Below are 16,528 nucleotides of genomic sequence, written 5' to 3'. Positions count from 1 at the left end.
GCTAACAGTTTCCCACCTCTTTTACGCTATAATCCCGCCCTTTAGCTGTTTCCTGCCCAGGCGGGAAGCACACTTTTTTCAGGCGCAACCCGCCTGCATGCAGACTAAAAGAGGCTAGACCCCTGTGGCATTGACGATTCTTGGCCTGTCCGGCGCCCTTAGCCATGATCCTTCCGCAGCCTTGTATATCGACGGCAAGCTGATCGCGGCCGCCGAAGAAGAGCGCTTCGTGCGCGACAAACATGCAAAGAACCGCATGCCCTACGAGTCGGCGAAGTTCTGCCTGGAGCAGGCCGGCATCAAGCCTTCCGACGTTGACGTGGTGGCGATCCCGTTCGCCCCGATCAGCCTGTTCGGCGAGGCGCGCTGGCACTACGCCAAACGTTACTGGTACGCCCCGGACCGCGCCCTCGACGCGATCCTGATGGGCAACCGTCGCTACAAGCGCTATCGCAACAAGATCGTCTGGTGCCTGGAGCAACTGGGCTTCGATCCGAAGAAAATCAAGATCGAGCCGGTTGAACACCACCTGGCCCACGCTTCCAGCGCCTACCACTGTTCCGGCTTCCAGGAAAAAACCGCGATCCTCGGTATCGACGGTAAAGGTGAGTACGCCACCACGTTCTTCGGCTACGGCGAAAACGGCAAGATCCACAAGATCAAGGAATTCTACGATCCGGACTCCCTCGGCGGCCTGTACGGCGCGATCACCGAGTTCCTCGGTTTCGAGATGCTCGACGGTGAGTTCAAGGTCATGGGCATGGCGCCGTACGGCGACGCCAGCAAATACGACTTCTCGCGTCTGGCCTCCTTTGAAAACGGCGAACTGGTGATCAACACCGACTACGCCAACGTCATCGGCCTGCGCCGTTATAAAGAGAAGGGCAAGGGTTTCTACTTCTCGCCCAAACTGATCGAGTGGCTGGGTCCGAAGCGCGAAGGCGATATCGCCGACGAACCGTACATCCACTACGCGGCCAGCATGCAGGCGCTGTTCGAGAAGCTGGCCCTGCAGATGATCGACCACTACCTGGGCGACATCCTCAAGGACACCGGCAAGCTGGCCTTCGCCGGCGGTTGTGCACTGAACGTCAAGCTGAACCAGAAGATCATCGCCCGTGACGACGTGAAAGAGCTGTTCGTGCAGCCGGCGTCCGGCGATGCTGGCACCGCGGTAGGTGCGGCGGCCTATGTGTCCCACGCCCGTGGTGTGCCGGTCGAGAAGATGGAGCACGTCTACCTCGGCCCGTCCTACAGCAACGAAGACGTGATTGCCGCGTGCGCCAAGCACGAGAGCAAGCCGAACTGGCGCAAGATCGAAAACATGCCTAAGCGCATCGCCAAGATCATGGTCGACGGCAACCCGGTGGCCTGGTTCCAGGGGCGCATGGAGTTTGGCCCGCGTGCCTTGGGCGGTCGTTCGATCATCGGTTGCCCTAGCGCTACCGGCGTGGCTGACCGCATCAACCACCAGATCAAGTTCCGCGAGCGCTGGAGGCCTTTCTGCCCGTCGATGCTCGACACCGTGGCCCCGCAGATGATCAAGGTCGATCACCCGGCGCCGTTCATGACCTTCACCTTTGAAGTGTCGGAAGAGTGGAAAACCCGCGTGCCGGAAGTGGTCCACGAAGATGGCACCTCCCGCGCCCAGGTGCTCAAGCGCGAGTACAACCCGCGCTACTACGACATGATGAAAGAGCTGGAAGTACTGACCGGTAACGGCGTGTCGCTGAACACCTCGCTCAACCGTCGTGGCGAAGCGATGATCTGCTCGCCGACCGACGCGCTGAACATGTTCTTCGGCTCCGACCTGCAGTACCTGATCATGGAAGACATCCTGGTCGTCAAGGACGGCGTGGACCCTTATGACGCTGTGGTCTAAATGCTGAACCGCTTCCAGGCTTGGCGTGAGCGTGGCTGGGCGCCTGTCGAGGCCGAGGTTTACGCCCAGGCCTGGCAGCGGTTTGGCGGCAGCGTGGCGACCCATCCGCAGGTTGTCGAGCGGTTGGCGAACCTGGCGCAGATTCCGGTGCGTTACCTGGGCTGGGAACAGGACGGCGAACTCAAGGGGGCAATTGCCACCTGGGGACGCGACTTGGCCCTGTCCAAGGACGTGCTCAAGCGCAGCGGCAAGAAAGGCCTGTTTGACCTCGGCAATGCCGAGATCATCCTGCCGATCGCCGCCGATGCGCAGTTGCCGGTGCGCCATCGTGGGCGCTACTTGTCAGCGCTGAACGAGGGCCGCATCAGCACCCTCAAGCCGCAGGCCGAGCAGTTGGCCATGGCGCGCACCCCCGAAGACCTGTCGAAGAAATTTCGCTACAACCAGCGCCGCGAATTGCGTCTGCTGGAAGAGGCGGGTGGCGTGGTGCGGGCGGTGAATGAGTTTTCCAGTACGGAACTGGCGGCCATCTACTGCGATCTGTTCCAGCGCCGCTGGGGTTTCCCCGCCACCGGCGCCGAGCGCCTGGCTGAGGTGCTGGCGTTGCTCAAGGATTTCCTGATGGGCTCGGTGCTGTTTCTCAACGATGCGCCGATTGCCGTGCAGTTGGTGTATCGCGTCGAGTCGCCTGAGTGGGTCAGCATTGAATACGTCAACGGCGGTGTCGACCCTGAAACCCGTGCATTCAGCCCCGGCAGCGTACTGAGTTTTCTCAATACGCAAAGCGCCTGGGAACAGGCGCGGGAGGTGGAGAAACCGCTGCGCTTTTCCTTCGGGCGTGCCGACCGCGAGTACAAGGAGCGCTGGTGCAACCGAGTGCCGGTGTTCAGCGTATGAGCCGTAAACAGCAACTGCTCAAGCGCCACCGCCGCAATAAACGCATTGCGCTGCTGATCGGCCTGCTGGTGTTGATTGCGGCCGGTGTGCTGGTGGCCTGGTGGCTGCCGTTGATCCTCGCGATTGTGCTGTGGGTGGCCCATGAAGCCTGGTTTGCCGACCATCTGTTTTATTCGCCCAAGGATGACTACCACTACCGTTTTGCGTCGAGTGGCCAGCAGGTCGGCTTGCGTCTGGAAGGCGGCAAGTTGCTCGCCGATACGCCGCTCGAGCTGGCTGGCGATGAAACGCTGATCGTCGAAGTACAGCTCAAAAGCAACCTATGGGGCCGTTTCTTTGATCCTGCGGTTGAGTTTCTGGACGATCGCCAGGCGTTCGAGCGCGGCGTGGCCGGCAAGCGTTACCTCAACCTCACCGGTTCGGCGGCGGCATTGGCCGGCGGTGAACTGCGCCTGCGCGGTCGTTTTTGCCGCGTGATCGGCCAGCCTGTCTTGTGGGTCTTTCGTCAGCCGGACGCTGCCCGTCAGCGGGTGATGGTGATCGCGCCCCATGCCGACGATGCTGAACTGGCCGCCTTCGGCCTGTATGGCCAGGCCGATGAAAGCTGGATCGTGACCCTGACCGCCGGTGAAATCGAGGCCGAACACTATCAGCAGATGGGCATGCCCACGGCTGAAGCGGCGCGGATCAAAGGGCGCCTGCGTGCCTGGGACAGCATTGCCGTGCCGCGTTGGGCCGGCGTGCCCGAGGCGCACTGCGTGCAGTTGGGGTACTTTTGCCTGCAGCTGCCGGCTATGCGCGACGCCCCCGATCAGCCCCAGGTCTCGCGCGAAGCGCAGTTGGACGATACGCGGCTGTTCCGCCAGTTCAATGCCTTGGCGTTGCCGGGCGATGTGGACGGCGCGCCGACCTGGGACAACTTGATTGCCGACCTGCGCGCGGTGCTGCTCAAGGCGCGCCCCGAGGTGATTGTGTTGCCGACGCCGGTGCTCGACCCTCACCCGGACCATATTTGTGCACACACTGCGGTGGTGCAAGCGTTGCAGGGGCTTGAGTGGCAACCGGGTACCTTGCTCGGCTATGCCAACCATCTGCATGATAATGACCGCTGGCCCATGGGTGATTCAGGCGCCGGCATCGCTTTGCCGCCGCAGTTCGATGCCGCCCAGGTGCTTGAGCCTTATTGCCGGGTGCTGAGCCTGAGCCAGCAGCAAGACAAGGCCATGGCGTTGGGCATGATGCATGACCTGCAGCCCCGTGCGCCGTTCAAGCGTCGGGTACGTCGCCTGTTGCAGCAATTACTGGCGGGGCGTGGTCCATCGCCTTACGGCGAGAACGAATTTTTCCGCAAGGCCGTGCGCCGTCACGAGCTGCTTTGGGTGCTGAAGCAGGACTGAAATTGACTTTTTTCGTCGGGCTGCCCGCGCGTAGCAGCCCGATTGCCTCATGGAGTGATATGAAGCCTCGTTTCAAGGTTTTGCAGTTGCAGCCGGACTACAACGTCAAGCTCAATGATTTCGCCGACCTCGGCGAGCAGATCGTCAAGGCGCTGCCGACGGAGCGCTTTGAGGTGACGTCGGCCTTTCTCAGCGGGCGACCGCAGCCGGGCCAACCGTTGAGCGTGGCGGACCACTCCAAGTATTTCGAGTTTCCCGAGAAGGCGCTCAAGGGCATTCGCCTGGGCGCCATGTGGGAGATCTACAAGTATTGCCGCGAGCAGAAGTTTGACGTGGTCATCTGTAACCGCTTCAAATCGGTGAACATGATGCTGTCCCTCAACCGCTGGTTGAAGATCCCATTGTGCATCGGGATCTCTCATGGTTTTGGCGAGTACGAGCGCGCCTATCGCCGGCGTCAGACCCGCCGGTTGGTCAGCCCGGCCTGGCGGTTTGTCGGGGTGTCGGCGGCGGTCAGGGATTACCTGGTCGGCCTCAACTGCGGCTTCACCCGCGAGAACACCACCTTCGTCACCAACGCCATCGATATTCCCCAGGCCGAAGCCTTGCAGCTGCCGCGTGAGCAAGCGCGCCAGGCACTCGGGCTGCCGCTCGACGCACGGATCATCGGTGCGCTGGGGCGCCTGGTGCCGATCAAGGGCCATACGCACCTGCTGCAGGCGTTTGCCCGTCTCAAGGACAAATACCCCAATGCCCAGGTCGGCATCATCGGTTCCGGCCGTGCCGAAGCAGACTTGCGTGCGGACATCGAGCGCCTGGGCCTGACCGGCCGCGCGCACCTGCTGGGCTTTCGCGAAGACGGTCTCAAGTATGTGCGCGCCTTCGATATCTGGACCATGCCTTCCTTGCTTGAAGGCCTGGGCCTGGCGCTGCTGGAAGGCATGAGCGGGCGCTTGCCGGTGATTGCTTCCAACGGGCCGGCCATGCTGCCGCTGGTGGAAGGGGCGGGCGGGTTGTCCCACGAGCCCGGCAATGTCGAGCAACTGACAGTGGCCCTGGACACTTACCTGGCCATGAGTGACGAACAATTGCGTGCCAAGGGTGAACAGGTGTTCCGTTACCTGGAAGAAAACCACGCCCTGGCCGAATTCCAGCAGAAGTACCTGAACCTCATTGAAACCGGTTTGAAAGAAGTAGGTAGAGCATGACAGCGCAGCAACCCCTGGTCTCGGTGATTATCGCGTCCTACAACCACGGCCGGTATATCGAAGAGAGCATCCTCAGTGTGCTTGGCCAGACGTACCCGAATATCGAGCTGCTGGTGGTGGACGACGGCTCCAAGGATGACAGTGTCGAGCGCATCCAGCGGCTGCAGGCCGAGCACGGTTTTGATTTCCAGGTGCAGCAGAACCAGGGCCTCACCGCCACGCTCAATGGTGCCATCGCCCGCGCCAAGGGCAGCCTGATCGCCCCGTTCGGGTCGGATGACATCATGTTGCCGGACCGCATCGCCACCCAGGTGGCCTACATGGAAGGCAAGCCAACGGTGGGGATGTGTGCGGGCAACATCGAGCTGATCGATGGCGACGGCAACCTGCACCCGGAGAAAAAACAGCGCCGCGACGTGCCGTTCCGCAGCCTGGATTTCGACGACATGTTCATGGACCGCAAGCCTTTTCCGCCGGCGCCGACCATGCTGATTCGCCGGGAAGTGCTGGAGGAAGTCGGTGGGTTCGATCCGCAGATTCCCCTTGAAGACCTGCTGATCCAATTGAAAATCACCGCCGCGGGCTACACCATCGACGCCCTCGGCGTGGTGATGGCGCGCTATCGGCAGCATGCGGCCAACACCTACAAGAACCACCGCTACATGATCCAGAACATTCTCAAGACCTACGCCAAGTTCAGCGATCACCCGGCCTATGACGCGGTGCGCTACAACTTCCTGAACTCGATGTTCCTCAAGACGGCCGATCGTGATCGGCCACTGGCGCGGGAGATCCTCAAGCAGATCCCGCTGAAGTTCTGGGGGCGCAAGACCTTGCGCGGGTTGGTGCGGTTATATCTGGCGCCCGTCAAGAAGTGAGGTAGCGAGGGGAATGAAAAAGGCGACTATCAGCAGTGATAGTCGCCTTTTTTATCAGGCGGCGGGACTGGCCAATGCCAGCACTTGCTCACGGATCTTGGCTGTGGCGCCTTGGCTGGCAACGGACGCATAACCTTTGGCGAGCTGTTCGAAGTGTGTCTCGAACAACCAGGCGCGGTCCTGCGGGTAGCGTTGCATATGGCGCAGGTTGCGCTGGCGCAAAGCATTGCGCAGCGGCGACGGGAAGATGCGCAGGTCGGCGATATCGATCAGGCCGAACTCCCCGTCATCCATCAGCAGCACATTACCCAAGTGCAGTGAGCGGAAGTACACGCCGCGCTCATGCAGTTGGGCCATGAACTGGCCGAAGCGTTCGATCAGCGACTCGCGCAGGCTGCTGTCCAGGCTTTGCAGGGCCTGGCGCAGGGTAAGTCCGGGCAGTGGCGTGTAGCTGACGGCGCTGCTGGCGTCGCGCAGACCATAGAGGCCCAGGATCTGCGGTGTGGGGATGCCCAGGGTGCGCAATTGCTCGGCGTTGCTGGCAAACCGTTCGGAGTAGGGGTTGAAACTGCCCGAGGTGTACCAGCGGCGCGGACGGAAGATCTTCAGGAAGCGGCCGTCGGCCAGACGCAGCACCTTGGGTCCCAGGCCGTCGGCCTCAATCACCTGGGCATCGCTGCACAGTTGGTCGAAAGCCTCGGGCTTGAGCGTTTGCACCGGCATACGCAGCACGCTGCGGCGGCGCTGGGCGATGCTCAGGCCGGCGATGATGGCCAGCGGGATCCACAGCAGGAACCAATGCTCCTTGGGCCGCGACAGGATGCCACCGCCCTCGGTCAGCCCGGCGCCGATACCGTAGGTGAGCAGGGAGGACGCCAGGATGAACAGTGGCTGGGCGCGTTCTTTCAGGCCTTTGTAGAGTCCCCAGCCGATCATGAAGATCCATGGGATAAAGCCGATGATGCCGACGTAATACAGCACGCCCAGGGCAAAGCTGTGCGGTTCGCGCAGTTCGTAGCCGTCGGCCAGGGTCAGGTACAGCTCGGAATCGTAGCTGTGGCCGATCCATGGGTGTTCGGCGATGCGTTGCAGTGACATGCCCCAGAGCTCGAAGCGGAACGAGCTGCCGCGGTTGGTGATCAGCTCCGGGTAGAACAGCAGGAGCCCCGCGGCGCCCAGGACCATGCCGGCGATCAGCAGGGCCGAGCGGCGGTTGCGGCTGACGAAGGTCATCCAGAGAATGGTCAGGGTCAGCGCGACCAGTGGCGTGCGAGAACCGGTGGCCAGCACCGTCAAGGTCATGATTGCCAGGGCTGGAATGCTGAACCACAGCACCTGCAGGCGCTGGGTGGTCATGCAGATGTACAGCCAGTAGACGCAGAAAAAGCCGAAAACGTGGGAGCTCAGCAGCGGGTTGTCGAGGGCGCCACGGCCACCGATCATGCGCATGCCCGTGCCGGGTTCAAAACCCTTGGAGAACGCCACGAGGTTGCACACGCACACCACCAGCGCAATCACGGCGGCGCTGAAGAAGACCGGCTTGAACAGCTCATTGCGGTAATGCAGTAATAGCCCGCAGCCGGCAAACAGCATGAAGGTGTGCAGTGGGCGCTTGAACAGGTCGGTGTCGGCGTGATGCTCCGGGCTCCACAGCAGGCTGGTCAGCGCCCAGGCGGAAAACACCAGGAACGCGATCGCCAGAGGCTCGCGCAGCAGCTCCTTGATTTCCCTGGGGCGCAGGCACAGCAGCAACAGGGTGGGAGCACTGAACAGGCCGTAGTAGAACTTGTGCAGCACATTGCGATTGGTGACGAAGAACAGCGAGCTCAGCAGCAACAACAAGCCAATGGGCAAAATCCACAGGACCAGGAAGTCGAAAACGCGATTTGAGCCATAGATCAGGCGCTTGGAGTGCATACAGTAAAAGCCATTCCAGATTGAGAAAGCCGACCATCTTAAAGTAGTGGCTATATAATGTCGCCGGTTGGATCCAACCGGGCTACGGGTCATGCAGGGTGCAAGTACAACAGAGAAGCTGTGCTAAAGTCAGCCTCCTTTTTCAAAACGCCGCGTGATATGACCGACTCCAGTCCGAGCGCAAGCCCTTCGAGCTTGAAAATATACTTCCGCCTGCTCAGTTACGTTAAGCCTTATGCCGGCTTGTTCGCATTGAGTATCGTCGGATTTCTGATTTTCGCGTCGACCCAGCCAATGCTGGGGTACATCCTCAAGTACTTCGTCGACGGCCTTTCCAACCCTGAAGCCGTGCTGTTCCCCAGCGTGCCATTCCTGCGCGACCTGCAATTGCTGCAAGCCGTGCCGCTGCTGATCATCCTGATTGCCGCCTGGCAAGGCCTCGGTTCGTTCCTGGGCAACTACCTGCTGGCCAAGGTTTCCCTGGGCCTGGTCCATGACCTGCGCGTGCAGTTGTTCAACAACTTGCTGACGCTGCCCAACCGCTACTTTGACAATCACAACTCCGGGCACCTGATTTCACGCATCACCTTCAACGTGACCATGGTCACGGGGGCGGCGACCGATGCGATCAAGGTGGTGATCCGTGAAGGCATGACGGTGATCTTCCTGTTCGCCTCGCTGCTGTACATGAACTGGCGCCTGACGCTGGTGATGATCGCCATCCTGCCGTTGATCGCGGTGATGGTGAGCACGGCCAGCAAAAAATTCCGCAAGCAGAGCAAGAAGATCCAGGTGGCCATGGGCGACGTCACGCACGTCGCCTCGGAAACCATCCAGGGCTACCGCGTGGTGCGCAGCTTCGGGGGTGAGGTCTACGAGGAAAAACGCTTCCTCAAGGCCAGCCAGAGCAACACCGACAAGCAACTGCGCATGACCCGCACCGGGGCGATCTACACGCCAGCGCTGCAACTGGTGATCTACACCGCCATGGCGGTGCTGATGTTCCTGGTCCTTTATCTGCGTGGCGATGCTTCGGCCGGTGACATGGTGGCCTACATCACCCTGGCCGGCCTGCTGCCCAAGCCGATTCGCCAGCTCTCGGAAGTCAGCTCGACCATCCAAAAGGGTGTGGCGGGTGCTGAAAGCATCTTCGAACAGCTGGACGAAGACGTTGAAATCGACAACGGCACCGTCGAGCGTGACAAGGTCAGCGGTCGTCTTGATGTGCGCAACCTGAACTTCACCTACCCCGGCACCGAACGCCATGTGCTCAAGGACATCAGCTTTACCGCCGAGCCTGGGCAGATGATCGCGCTGGTCGGGCGCTCGGGCAGCGGTAAATCGACCCTGGCCAGCCTGATCCCGCGTTTCTACCACCATGCCAGCGGTGAAATCCTGCTGGACGGCGTCGAGATCGAGGACTACAAGCTGCTCAACCTGCGCAAACACATCGCCCAGGTGACCCAGCACGTGACGCTGTTCAGCGACACGGTGACCAACAACATCGCCTACGGCGACCTGGCCGGCGCGCCACGGGCGGACGTTGAAGCGGCAGCGGCGGATGCCAATGCCAAGGACTTCATCGACCAACTGCCCAAGGGCTTCGACACCCAGGTTGGCGAAAACGGCGTATTGCTGTCCGGTGGCCAACGCCAGCGCCTGGCGATTGCCCGTGCCTTGCTGAAGAACGCGCCGTTGCTGATTCTCGACGAGGCCACCTCGGCCCTCGACACCGAGTCCGAGCGGCACATTCAGGCGGCGCTGGACAAGGTCATGCAAGGCCGCACCACCCTGGTGATCGCGCACCGTTTGTCCACCATCGAGAAGGCCGACCTGATCCTGGTGATGGACGACGGCCGGATCGTCGAGCGTGGCACCCACAGCGAGCTGCTGGCGCAGAACGGCTACTACGCCCGCCTGCACGCCATGGGCCTGGATGCGCCGGTGTCAGCTGACATCACCTGATCCAATGGCTGCCAAGCCTCATGTGTGCGGGCTTCCTGTAGTGAGCGGGCTTGCCCCGCGCTGGGCTGCGAAGCAGCCCCATTGGATCTTCAATGTACCCGCCGGGAGGGGCCCGTCGAATCCTTGCCCCGCCCCTCACCACAGCAAGCCCGCTCCCCCATTTGACCCTCAGCGGATTCACTGCTCCACAAGCCTCCTGTAACCCTGTGCTAATATCGCGCCCCTGTTCATTTTGTATGTGGGTTGCTCCATGAAGTTGTCCATGCCGCGATTCGATCAAGCCCCTGTCTTGGTGGTCGGCGATGTCATGCTCGACCGTTACTGGCATGGCGGTACCTCACGGATTTCCCCTGAGGCGCCGGTACCGGTAGTCAAGGTCGAGCAAATCGAAGACCGTCCAGGTGGCGCTGCCAACGTTGCTCTTAATATTGCCGCCCTCGGCGCCCCGGCCTCCCTGGTCGGTGTGACCGGCGACGACGAAGCCGCCGAAAGCCTGGCCAACAGCTTGCGCGGTGCTGGCGTGCGCGCACTGTTCCAGCGCATTGCCCACCAGCCGACCATCGTCAAGCTGCGGGTCATGAGCCGTCACCAGCAATTGCTGCGTATCGATTTTGAAGAACCTTTCGCCACCGACGCCCTGGCCCTGAACGGTCAGGTCGACGAGTTGCTCGAAGGCGTCAAGGTGCTGGTGTTGTCGGACTACGGCAAAGGCGCCTTGAAGAACCACCAGGAACTGATCCAGGCCGCCAAGGCCAAGGGCATCCCGGTATTGGCCGATCCCAAGGGCAAGGACTTCTCGATTTATCGTGGAGCCAGCCTGATCACGCCTAATCTCAGCGAGTTCGAAGCCATCGTCGGCGGTTGCGCCGATGAGCACGACCTGGTGACCAAGGGCGCGGCGCTGATGGCCGACCTCGACCTGGGCGCCTTGCTGGTGACCCGTGGCGAGCACGGCATGACTTTGCTGCGCCCCGGCCACCCGGCCATGCACTTGCCAGCACGGGCCCGTGAAGTGTTCGACGTCACCGGCGCTGGCGACACCGTGATTTCCACCCTGGCCGCCTCGATTGCGGCGGGTGAAGAACTGCCCCACGCCGTGGCCCTGGCCAACCTGGCGGCGGGTATCGTGGTGGGCAAGTTGGGTACCGCCGCGATCAGCGCGCCTGAATTGCGCCGTGCGATCCAGCGTTCCGAAGGTTCGGAACGTGGTGTGCTGACCATCGAGCAACTGCTGCTGGCGATTGACGATGCGCGTGCCCACAACGAAAGCATTGTGTTCACCAACGGCTGCTTCGACATCCTGCACGCCGGTCACGTGACTTACCTTGAACAAGCACGTGCCCAAGGCGATCGCCTGATCGTTGCGGTCAACGACGACGCTTCGGTGAGCCGCCTGAAAGGCCCTGGCCGCCCGATCAACAGTGTCGACCGGCGCATGGCCGTGCTGGCTGGCCTGGGCGCGGTGGACTGGGTGATCAGCTTCCCGGAAGCGACCCCGGAAAACCTGCTGGCCCAGGTCAAGCCGGATGTGCTGGTCAAAGGCGGCGATTATTCCGTCGACCAGGTCGTGGGGGCAGATATCGTCAGTGCCTACGGCGGCAAGGTCAAAGTACTGGGCTTGGTCGAGAACAGCTCGACCACCGCCATTGTCGAGAAGATCCGCAACAATGAGTAAGCAGGTTCTTATCACCGGCGGCGCCGGTTTTATCGGCTCGCACCTGGTCGATGCGCTGCTTGCCAAGGGCTACGGCGTGCGGGTGCTGGACAACTTGTCCACCGGCAAGCGCAGTAACTTGCCGTTGCACGATCCGCGCGTCGAACTGCTGGAAGGTGATGTGGCCGATGCCGATTTGGTAGCCCGTGCTGCCGTCGGCGCAACGGCGGTGGTGCACCTGGCGGCCGTGGCCTCGGTGCAGGCGTCGGTGGATGACCCGGTCAGCACGCACCAGAGCAATTTCGTCGGCACCTTGAATGTCTGCGAAGCCATGCGCAAAGCAGGCGTCAAACGCGTGGTGTATGCCTCCAGCGCTGCGGTGTATGGCAACAACGGCGAGGGTGCTTCGATTGACGAAGAGACCACCAAGGCGCCGTTGACGCCCTATGCGTCCGATAAGTTGGCCAGCGAGCACTACTTCGACTTCTACCGCCGCCAGCACGGTCTGGAGCCGGTGATCTTCCGCTTCTTTAACATCTTCGGGCCACGCCAGGATCCTTCATCGCCGTACTCCGGCGTGATCAGTATCTTCAGCGAGCGCGTGCAGCAGGGCGTGCCGATTGCCGTGTTTGGCGATGGCGAGCAAACCCGTGACTTCATGTACGTGGAAGACCTGGTGGATGTGCTGGTGCAGGCCATCGAAGCGCCAGCCGCGCCGCTGGGCGCAATCAATGTGGGTTGGAACCGCACCACTACGCTCAAGCAAGTGTTGCAGGCTTTGGAGGAAGTGGTGGGCACATTGCCGACTATCACTTACGGGCCGGCGCGCTCTGGTGATATCCGCCACTCGCGGGCGAATAACCAGCGCTTGCTGGCGAGCTTCACGCTGCCCGAGCCCACCCCGTTGAAGGTCGGACTGGAACGCTTGCTCAACGGCTGACGCGATGTGTAGTGAGCGGGCTTGCCCCGCGCTGGGTGGCGAAGCCACCCCAAGCCCGACAACGCAGTGTGCCTGACACAATGAGGCGGCCCTGTTGGGGCGGCTTCGCCACCCGGCGCGGGGCAAGCCCGCTCACTACAGTCCTTAGCCCTTAGTTTGCGTAGCCAATCCCCTCGCGGGCGAATAACCAGCGCTTGCTCAACGGCTGAGACGATGTGTAGTGAGCGAGCTTGCCTCGCGCTGGGTGGCGAAGCCACCCCAAACCCGGCAACGCGGTGTACCTGACACAATGAGGCGGCCCTGTTTGGGGCGGCTTCGCCACCCAGCGCGGGGCAAGCCCGCTCACTACAGTCCTTAGCCCTTGGTTTGCGTAGCCAATCCCCTCACGGGCGAATAACCATCGCTTGCTCAACGGCTGACACGATGTGTAGTGAGCGAGCTTGCCTTGCGCTGGGTGGCGCAGCCACCCCAAACCTCACAACGCGGTGTGCCTGACACAATGAGGCGGCCCTGTTTGGGGCGGCTTCGCCACCCAGCGCGGGGCAAGCCCGCTCACTACAGTCCTTAGCCCTTGGTTTGCGTAGCCAATCCCCTCACGGGCGAATAACCATCGCTTGCTCAACGGCTGAGACGATGTGTAGTGAGCGAGCTTGCCTCGCGCTGGGTGGCGCAGCCACCCCAAACCCGACAACGCGGTGTGCCTGACACAATGAGGCGGCCCTGTTTGGGGCGGCTTCGCCACCCGGCGCGGGGCGAGCCCGCTCACTACAGTCTGATTCAGCCCTTGGCTTTTTTCTTCGGCACGATCTTGCGCAGTACCCGCTGGGCCAGGCGCTTTAGTTTCGATTCTTTCTCAGGCGCTGCCAGGCCTTGCTGGCGCAGCCAATCCTTCCAGCGAATCCGCTCCTCACGCACCAGCCAGCCTTCCTGCTGGGCGAAGCTTTCCGCCAGGTACAAACCCCGCGTGCTTGCTGGGTACAGCTGGTCTTTCTTGACCGTGTAGAGCTCAGCCTGGGGTTGGCCGTCTTTCAGCGGCATCAGGTAGAGGTCGGGGCGCTGACGGTCGAGGCGGGCAACCAGTTGGTCGCCTTCCAGGCGCTCGTCCACATGGAACAAACTCAGGGATTTGGCTTCCTTGGGGACTTCAAGACGCAGGTCGTAAATCAATTGCAGCGATGCGGTGGGCAGGTGCACATAGGCGCGCGGGCGTTCGATCAACTGCGTGGTGGCGCATCGAACCGGGCGGGCTGCACCGGACAGCGGGCTGAGGCGAAAGGGCAGGGCTTCGCGGTAATGCAGCGCGGCCGAGTAGGGCGCCGGCAGCCACGTGTCGTTGAAGCGCCCGCTGAGCCAGCCTTCCGGGGTCTCCAGCAGGCATTCTTCGGCGATTTCCTGGATGGCGGTGTGCAGTGGCAGGTTCAGTTCATGGGCGGGCACGTAGCCGGAGATCAGCTTGAGCACCACGTCGCCACGGTCCTGGCGGCGCTGGCGCACCAGCACCCAGTAGTCCTTGTTTTGCCAGTGCAGGGTGAGGCGCACCGACACGCCGAGGTTGGCTAGTTCCAGGGCGAAACGCTCGGGGTCGGCCACCTCCACCGGCTTGCGCCGTTGCAGGGTCTGGGCAAAGTTGAGCGGCATGCCGACGCTCTGGTAGCTCAGGCCTTCGGGGGTGGCTTCGACGTGCAGCGGCAGTGTTTTAAAGTTGCTGGGGTTTTTTCTTATGAGCGTTCGCGGCATGTCGGCTCCTTCTTGCGACGGGGTCGGCCGCGTCGGCGGCATCAGAGTTGACGAATGACTTGGGCAGCGGTCGCCACGTTATGGGCCAGGTGCAGCGGATTAATGGTCCCGACAATAGCACTGGCGACGCCCGTTTGCGCAAACAACAACATGAAACTGGCACGAATTGGATCCATTCCCGGCTCCAGGCACACGTGGCCGCTGGCCAGGGCTTTTTTCACCAGGATGCCCTTGCCGTGTGCCGCTGCATACTCAATGACGGCTTTCTCGGCCTGTTCGTTCAGATTGTAGGTGACCATGGCGCAATCGCCCTGTTCCAGAGCCTTCACGCCGCCCTCGACGGTTTTCCCGGAGAAGCCGAAACCACGGATCTTACCTTCCTGCTTCAGCGCCGCCAGCGTGTCGTACACCTCGCAGTCGTTGAGGATGTGCAGGTCGTTGCCGTCGGAGTGCACCAGCACCAGGTCGATAAAATCAGTTTCAAGTCGTTTCAAGCTGCGCTCGATGGACATCCGCGTGTGAGCGGCGCTGAAGTCGTGGCTGGACGCGCCATTCTCGAACTCTTCACCGACCTTGCTGACAATCACCCAGTCCTTGCGCTGGTCACGCAGCAGCGGTCCCAGGCGTTCCTCGCTCATGCCATAGGCCGGCGCGGTATCGATCAGGTTGATCCCCAGTTCGCGAGCCTGGCGCAACAGCATGCGGGCTTCGTCGTCACCGGGAATCTGGAAGCCACTGGGGTATTTGACCCCTTGGTCGCGCCCCAGCTTCACGGTGCCCAGGCCCAGCGGCGAGACCAACAGGCCTGTGCTGCCCAGGGGGCGATGCAGGTCGTGCAGGGTGGGTAGGCTCATGGCAACAGTTGCTCCCAGGCAGGTACGCCCATGGCGGGTTTTGGCAGGTCGGGCAACGGCTCGCTGGCGCTTGGGCGGATGCCGTCACGTTCAAGGCTGCCGATGACGCGATCAGCGAAGTCCGGTGCCAACGCCAGTTTGGTCGGCCAGCCCACGAGCAGGCGGTCTTGCTCGGCGAGGAAGGCGTTGTCGGGGCGGCTCAGGCCCGATTGCAGCGGCTCGGCACGGTCGACGCGCAGCGTGGCCCATTGGGTCTGGCTCATGTCGATCCACGGCAGCAATTGCGCCAGCTCTTTCTGGGCCGTGGCGATCTGTTCCTGCGGTGTGCGGGCCACGCCATCGGCTTCGGCGATGTCGCCGCCCATGTACCAGACCCAGTTGCCATCCGCCGCCGGGTGCGTGGTGACGGTGATGCGCGGCTTGGTGCCGCCGCCCAGGCAGTGCGCGTACAGCGGTTTCAGGCCGGGGCCTTTGGCGATGATCATGTGCAAGGGGCGCGTCTGCATGGCCGGCTGGCTCAGGCCCAGCGCGGACAGCAAATCAGCCGTGCCGGCGCCGGCACTCAGCACGATGCGCTGGGCGCGGATCTCGCGACCGTCGACCTTCAGGCCCACCAGTGCGTCGCCTTCGCGCAACGGTTCGATGTGTTGCCCGGCAAGTAAACCATCGCCGGCCAGTTGCGCCAGGCGATCAATCAGGCTCGGCACATCGATGACCAGCTCCGCCAGGCGATAGACCTTGCCCTTGAAGCGGCGGTCTTGCAGGGCCGGGGGCAGGTCGTCGCCCTTGACCTGGTCGACACGGCCGCGCACGGCCTTGCTGGCGAAAAAACTGGTGAGGTTGCCGGCGAGGGTGCCGGGGGACCACAGGTAATGCGCTTCGGACAGCAAGCGCACGCCGGACAGGTCCAGCTCGCCACTGCCCGCCAACGCTTCACGCCAGCGGCGCGGCATATCGGCAATGGCTTCGGAAGCGCCGGTGAGCGCGCCGTGCAGGGCGTATTTCGCACCGCCGTGAATAATCCCCTGGGACTTCACGCTTTGCCCACCCCCCAAGGTGGCGCTTTCCACCACCACCGTGGAAAACCCCTGGCGGCGCAGGCGCGCATTCAGCCAGAGGCCGGCAACCCCGGCGCCGACAATCAGAACGTCGGTGGAAATAACGGATGGCATGGGCGACCTCAGTGTTCAAGACAAGAG

At 62.3% G+C, this 16,528-nt stretch carries 12 protein-coding genes; 8 read left to right on the top strand and 4 right to left on the bottom strand.

Going from position 1 to position 16,528, the window contains the following annotated elements; translation table 11 throughout:
- The first annotated feature begins 124 nt into the window (after positions 1–124).
- Genes BM403_RS11470 through BM403_RS11450 form a run of 5 tightly spaced genes read left to right on the top strand, consistent with a single transcriptional unit; the run spans position 125 to position 6,262 of the window.
- A complete protein-coding gene (locus BM403_RS11470; protein WP_003187998.1) occupies positions 125–1,882 on the top strand; it encodes a carbamoyltransferase family protein in 1,758 nt (585 codons plus the stop codon).
- Positions 1,883–2,779: an antimicrobial resistance protein Mig-14 gene (locus tag BM403_RS11465; RefSeq protein ID WP_093542845.1), complete on the top strand. Its 897-nt coding sequence runs from the start codon at positions 1,883–1,885 to the stop codon at positions 2,777–2,779.
- On the top strand, positions 2,776–4,176 hold the full coding sequence (locus BM403_RS11460) for a PIG-L deacetylase family protein (protein WP_043204682.1): 1,401 nt from the start codon (positions 2,776–2,778) through the stop codon (positions 4,174–4,176). Before BM403_RS11465 ends, BM403_RS11460 begins: the two co-directional genes overlap by 4 nt.
- A gap of 59 nt (positions 4,177–4,235) precedes the next feature.
- Positions 4,236–5,384 carry a glycosyltransferase gene (locus BM403_RS11455; protein ID WP_093542843.1) on the top strand — a complete coding sequence of 383 codons (1,149 nt, stop codon included), beginning with the start codon at positions 4,236–4,238 and terminating at the stop codon, positions 5,382–5,384.
- Complete coding sequence (locus BM403_RS11450; protein ID WP_093542841.1) at positions 5,381–6,262, top strand: glycosyltransferase; 882 nt, start codon at positions 5,381–5,383, stop codon at positions 6,260–6,262. The genes BM403_RS11455 and BM403_RS11450 overlap by 4 nt, the downstream gene beginning before the upstream one ends.
- Before the next feature lie 54 nt (positions 6,263–6,316).
- Here BM403_RS11450 and BM403_RS11445 read toward each other — a convergent pair whose 3' ends face one another.
- Positions 6,317–8,179 carry a bifunctional O-antigen ligase/aminoglycoside phosphotransferase family protein gene (locus BM403_RS11445; RefSeq protein WP_093542839.1) on the bottom strand — a complete coding sequence of 621 codons (1,863 nt, stop codon included), beginning with the start codon at positions 8,177–8,179 and terminating at the stop codon, positions 6,317–6,319.
- A 159-nt stretch (positions 8,180–8,338) separates the two neighbouring features.
- On the opposite strand from BM403_RS11445, the gene msbA reads away from it, so the two are divergent.
- The 3 genes from msbA (at position 8,339) to BM403_RS11430 (ending at position 12,738) form a co-directional block, all read left to right on the top strand.
- Positions 8,339–10,144 (top strand): lipid A export permease/ATP-binding protein MsbA, encoded by a 1,806-nt coding sequence (gene msbA / locus BM403_RS11440; protein ID WP_012721879.1) that lies wholly within the window; start codon positions 8,339–8,341, stop codon positions 10,142–10,144.
- A 250-nt stretch (positions 10,145–10,394) separates the two neighbouring features.
- Positions 10,395–11,819, top strand: a complete 1,425-nt coding sequence (hldE, locus tag BM403_RS11435) for a bifunctional D-glycero-beta-D-manno-heptose-7-phosphate kinase/D-glycero-beta-D-manno-heptose 1-phosphate adenylyltransferase HldE (protein ID WP_012721880.1) — start codon at positions 10,395–10,397, stop codon at positions 11,817–11,819.
- Entirely contained in the window at positions 11,812–12,738 is a 927-nt protein-coding gene (locus tag BM403_RS11430) for an NAD-dependent epimerase/dehydratase family protein (protein WP_012721881.1), read from the top strand. The genes hldE and BM403_RS11430 overlap by 8 nt, the downstream gene beginning before the upstream one ends.
- 777 nt (positions 12,739–13,515) lie before the next feature.
- Here the strand turns inward: BM403_RS11430 and BM403_RS11425 are convergent.
- The 3 genes from BM403_RS11425 to BM403_RS11415 are packed head-to-tail and all read right to left on the bottom strand — an operon-like array spanning position 13,516 to position 16,501.
- Positions 13,516–14,475 (bottom strand): hypothetical protein, encoded by a 960-nt coding sequence (locus BM403_RS11425; RefSeq protein WP_012721882.1) that lies wholly within the window; start codon positions 14,473–14,475, stop codon positions 13,516–13,518.
- A 41-nt stretch (positions 14,476–14,516) separates the two neighbouring features.
- The gene (locus BM403_RS11420; RefSeq protein ID WP_012721883.1) at positions 14,517–15,329 is read right to left on the bottom strand and encodes an aldo/keto reductase; all 813 of its coding nucleotides are present in this window, start codon (positions 15,327–15,329) and stop codon (positions 14,517–14,519) included.
- On the bottom strand, positions 15,326–16,501 hold the full coding sequence (locus tag BM403_RS11415) for an NAD(P)/FAD-dependent oxidoreductase (protein ID WP_093542837.1): 1,176 nt from the start codon (positions 16,499–16,501) through the stop codon (positions 15,326–15,328). The genes BM403_RS11420 and BM403_RS11415 overlap by 4 nt, the downstream gene beginning before the upstream one ends.
- Between the last annotated feature and the right edge of the window lie 27 nt (positions 16,502–16,528).

This window comes from Pseudomonas sp. OV546 (genome assembly GCF_900116845.1).
Classification (GTDB): Bacteria; Pseudomonadota; Gammaproteobacteria; order Pseudomonadales; family Pseudomonadaceae; genus Aquipseudomonas; species Aquipseudomonas petroselini.
Note: the sequence above shows the minus strand (reverse complement) of the source record. Positions and strands in the feature narration are given on the sequence as shown.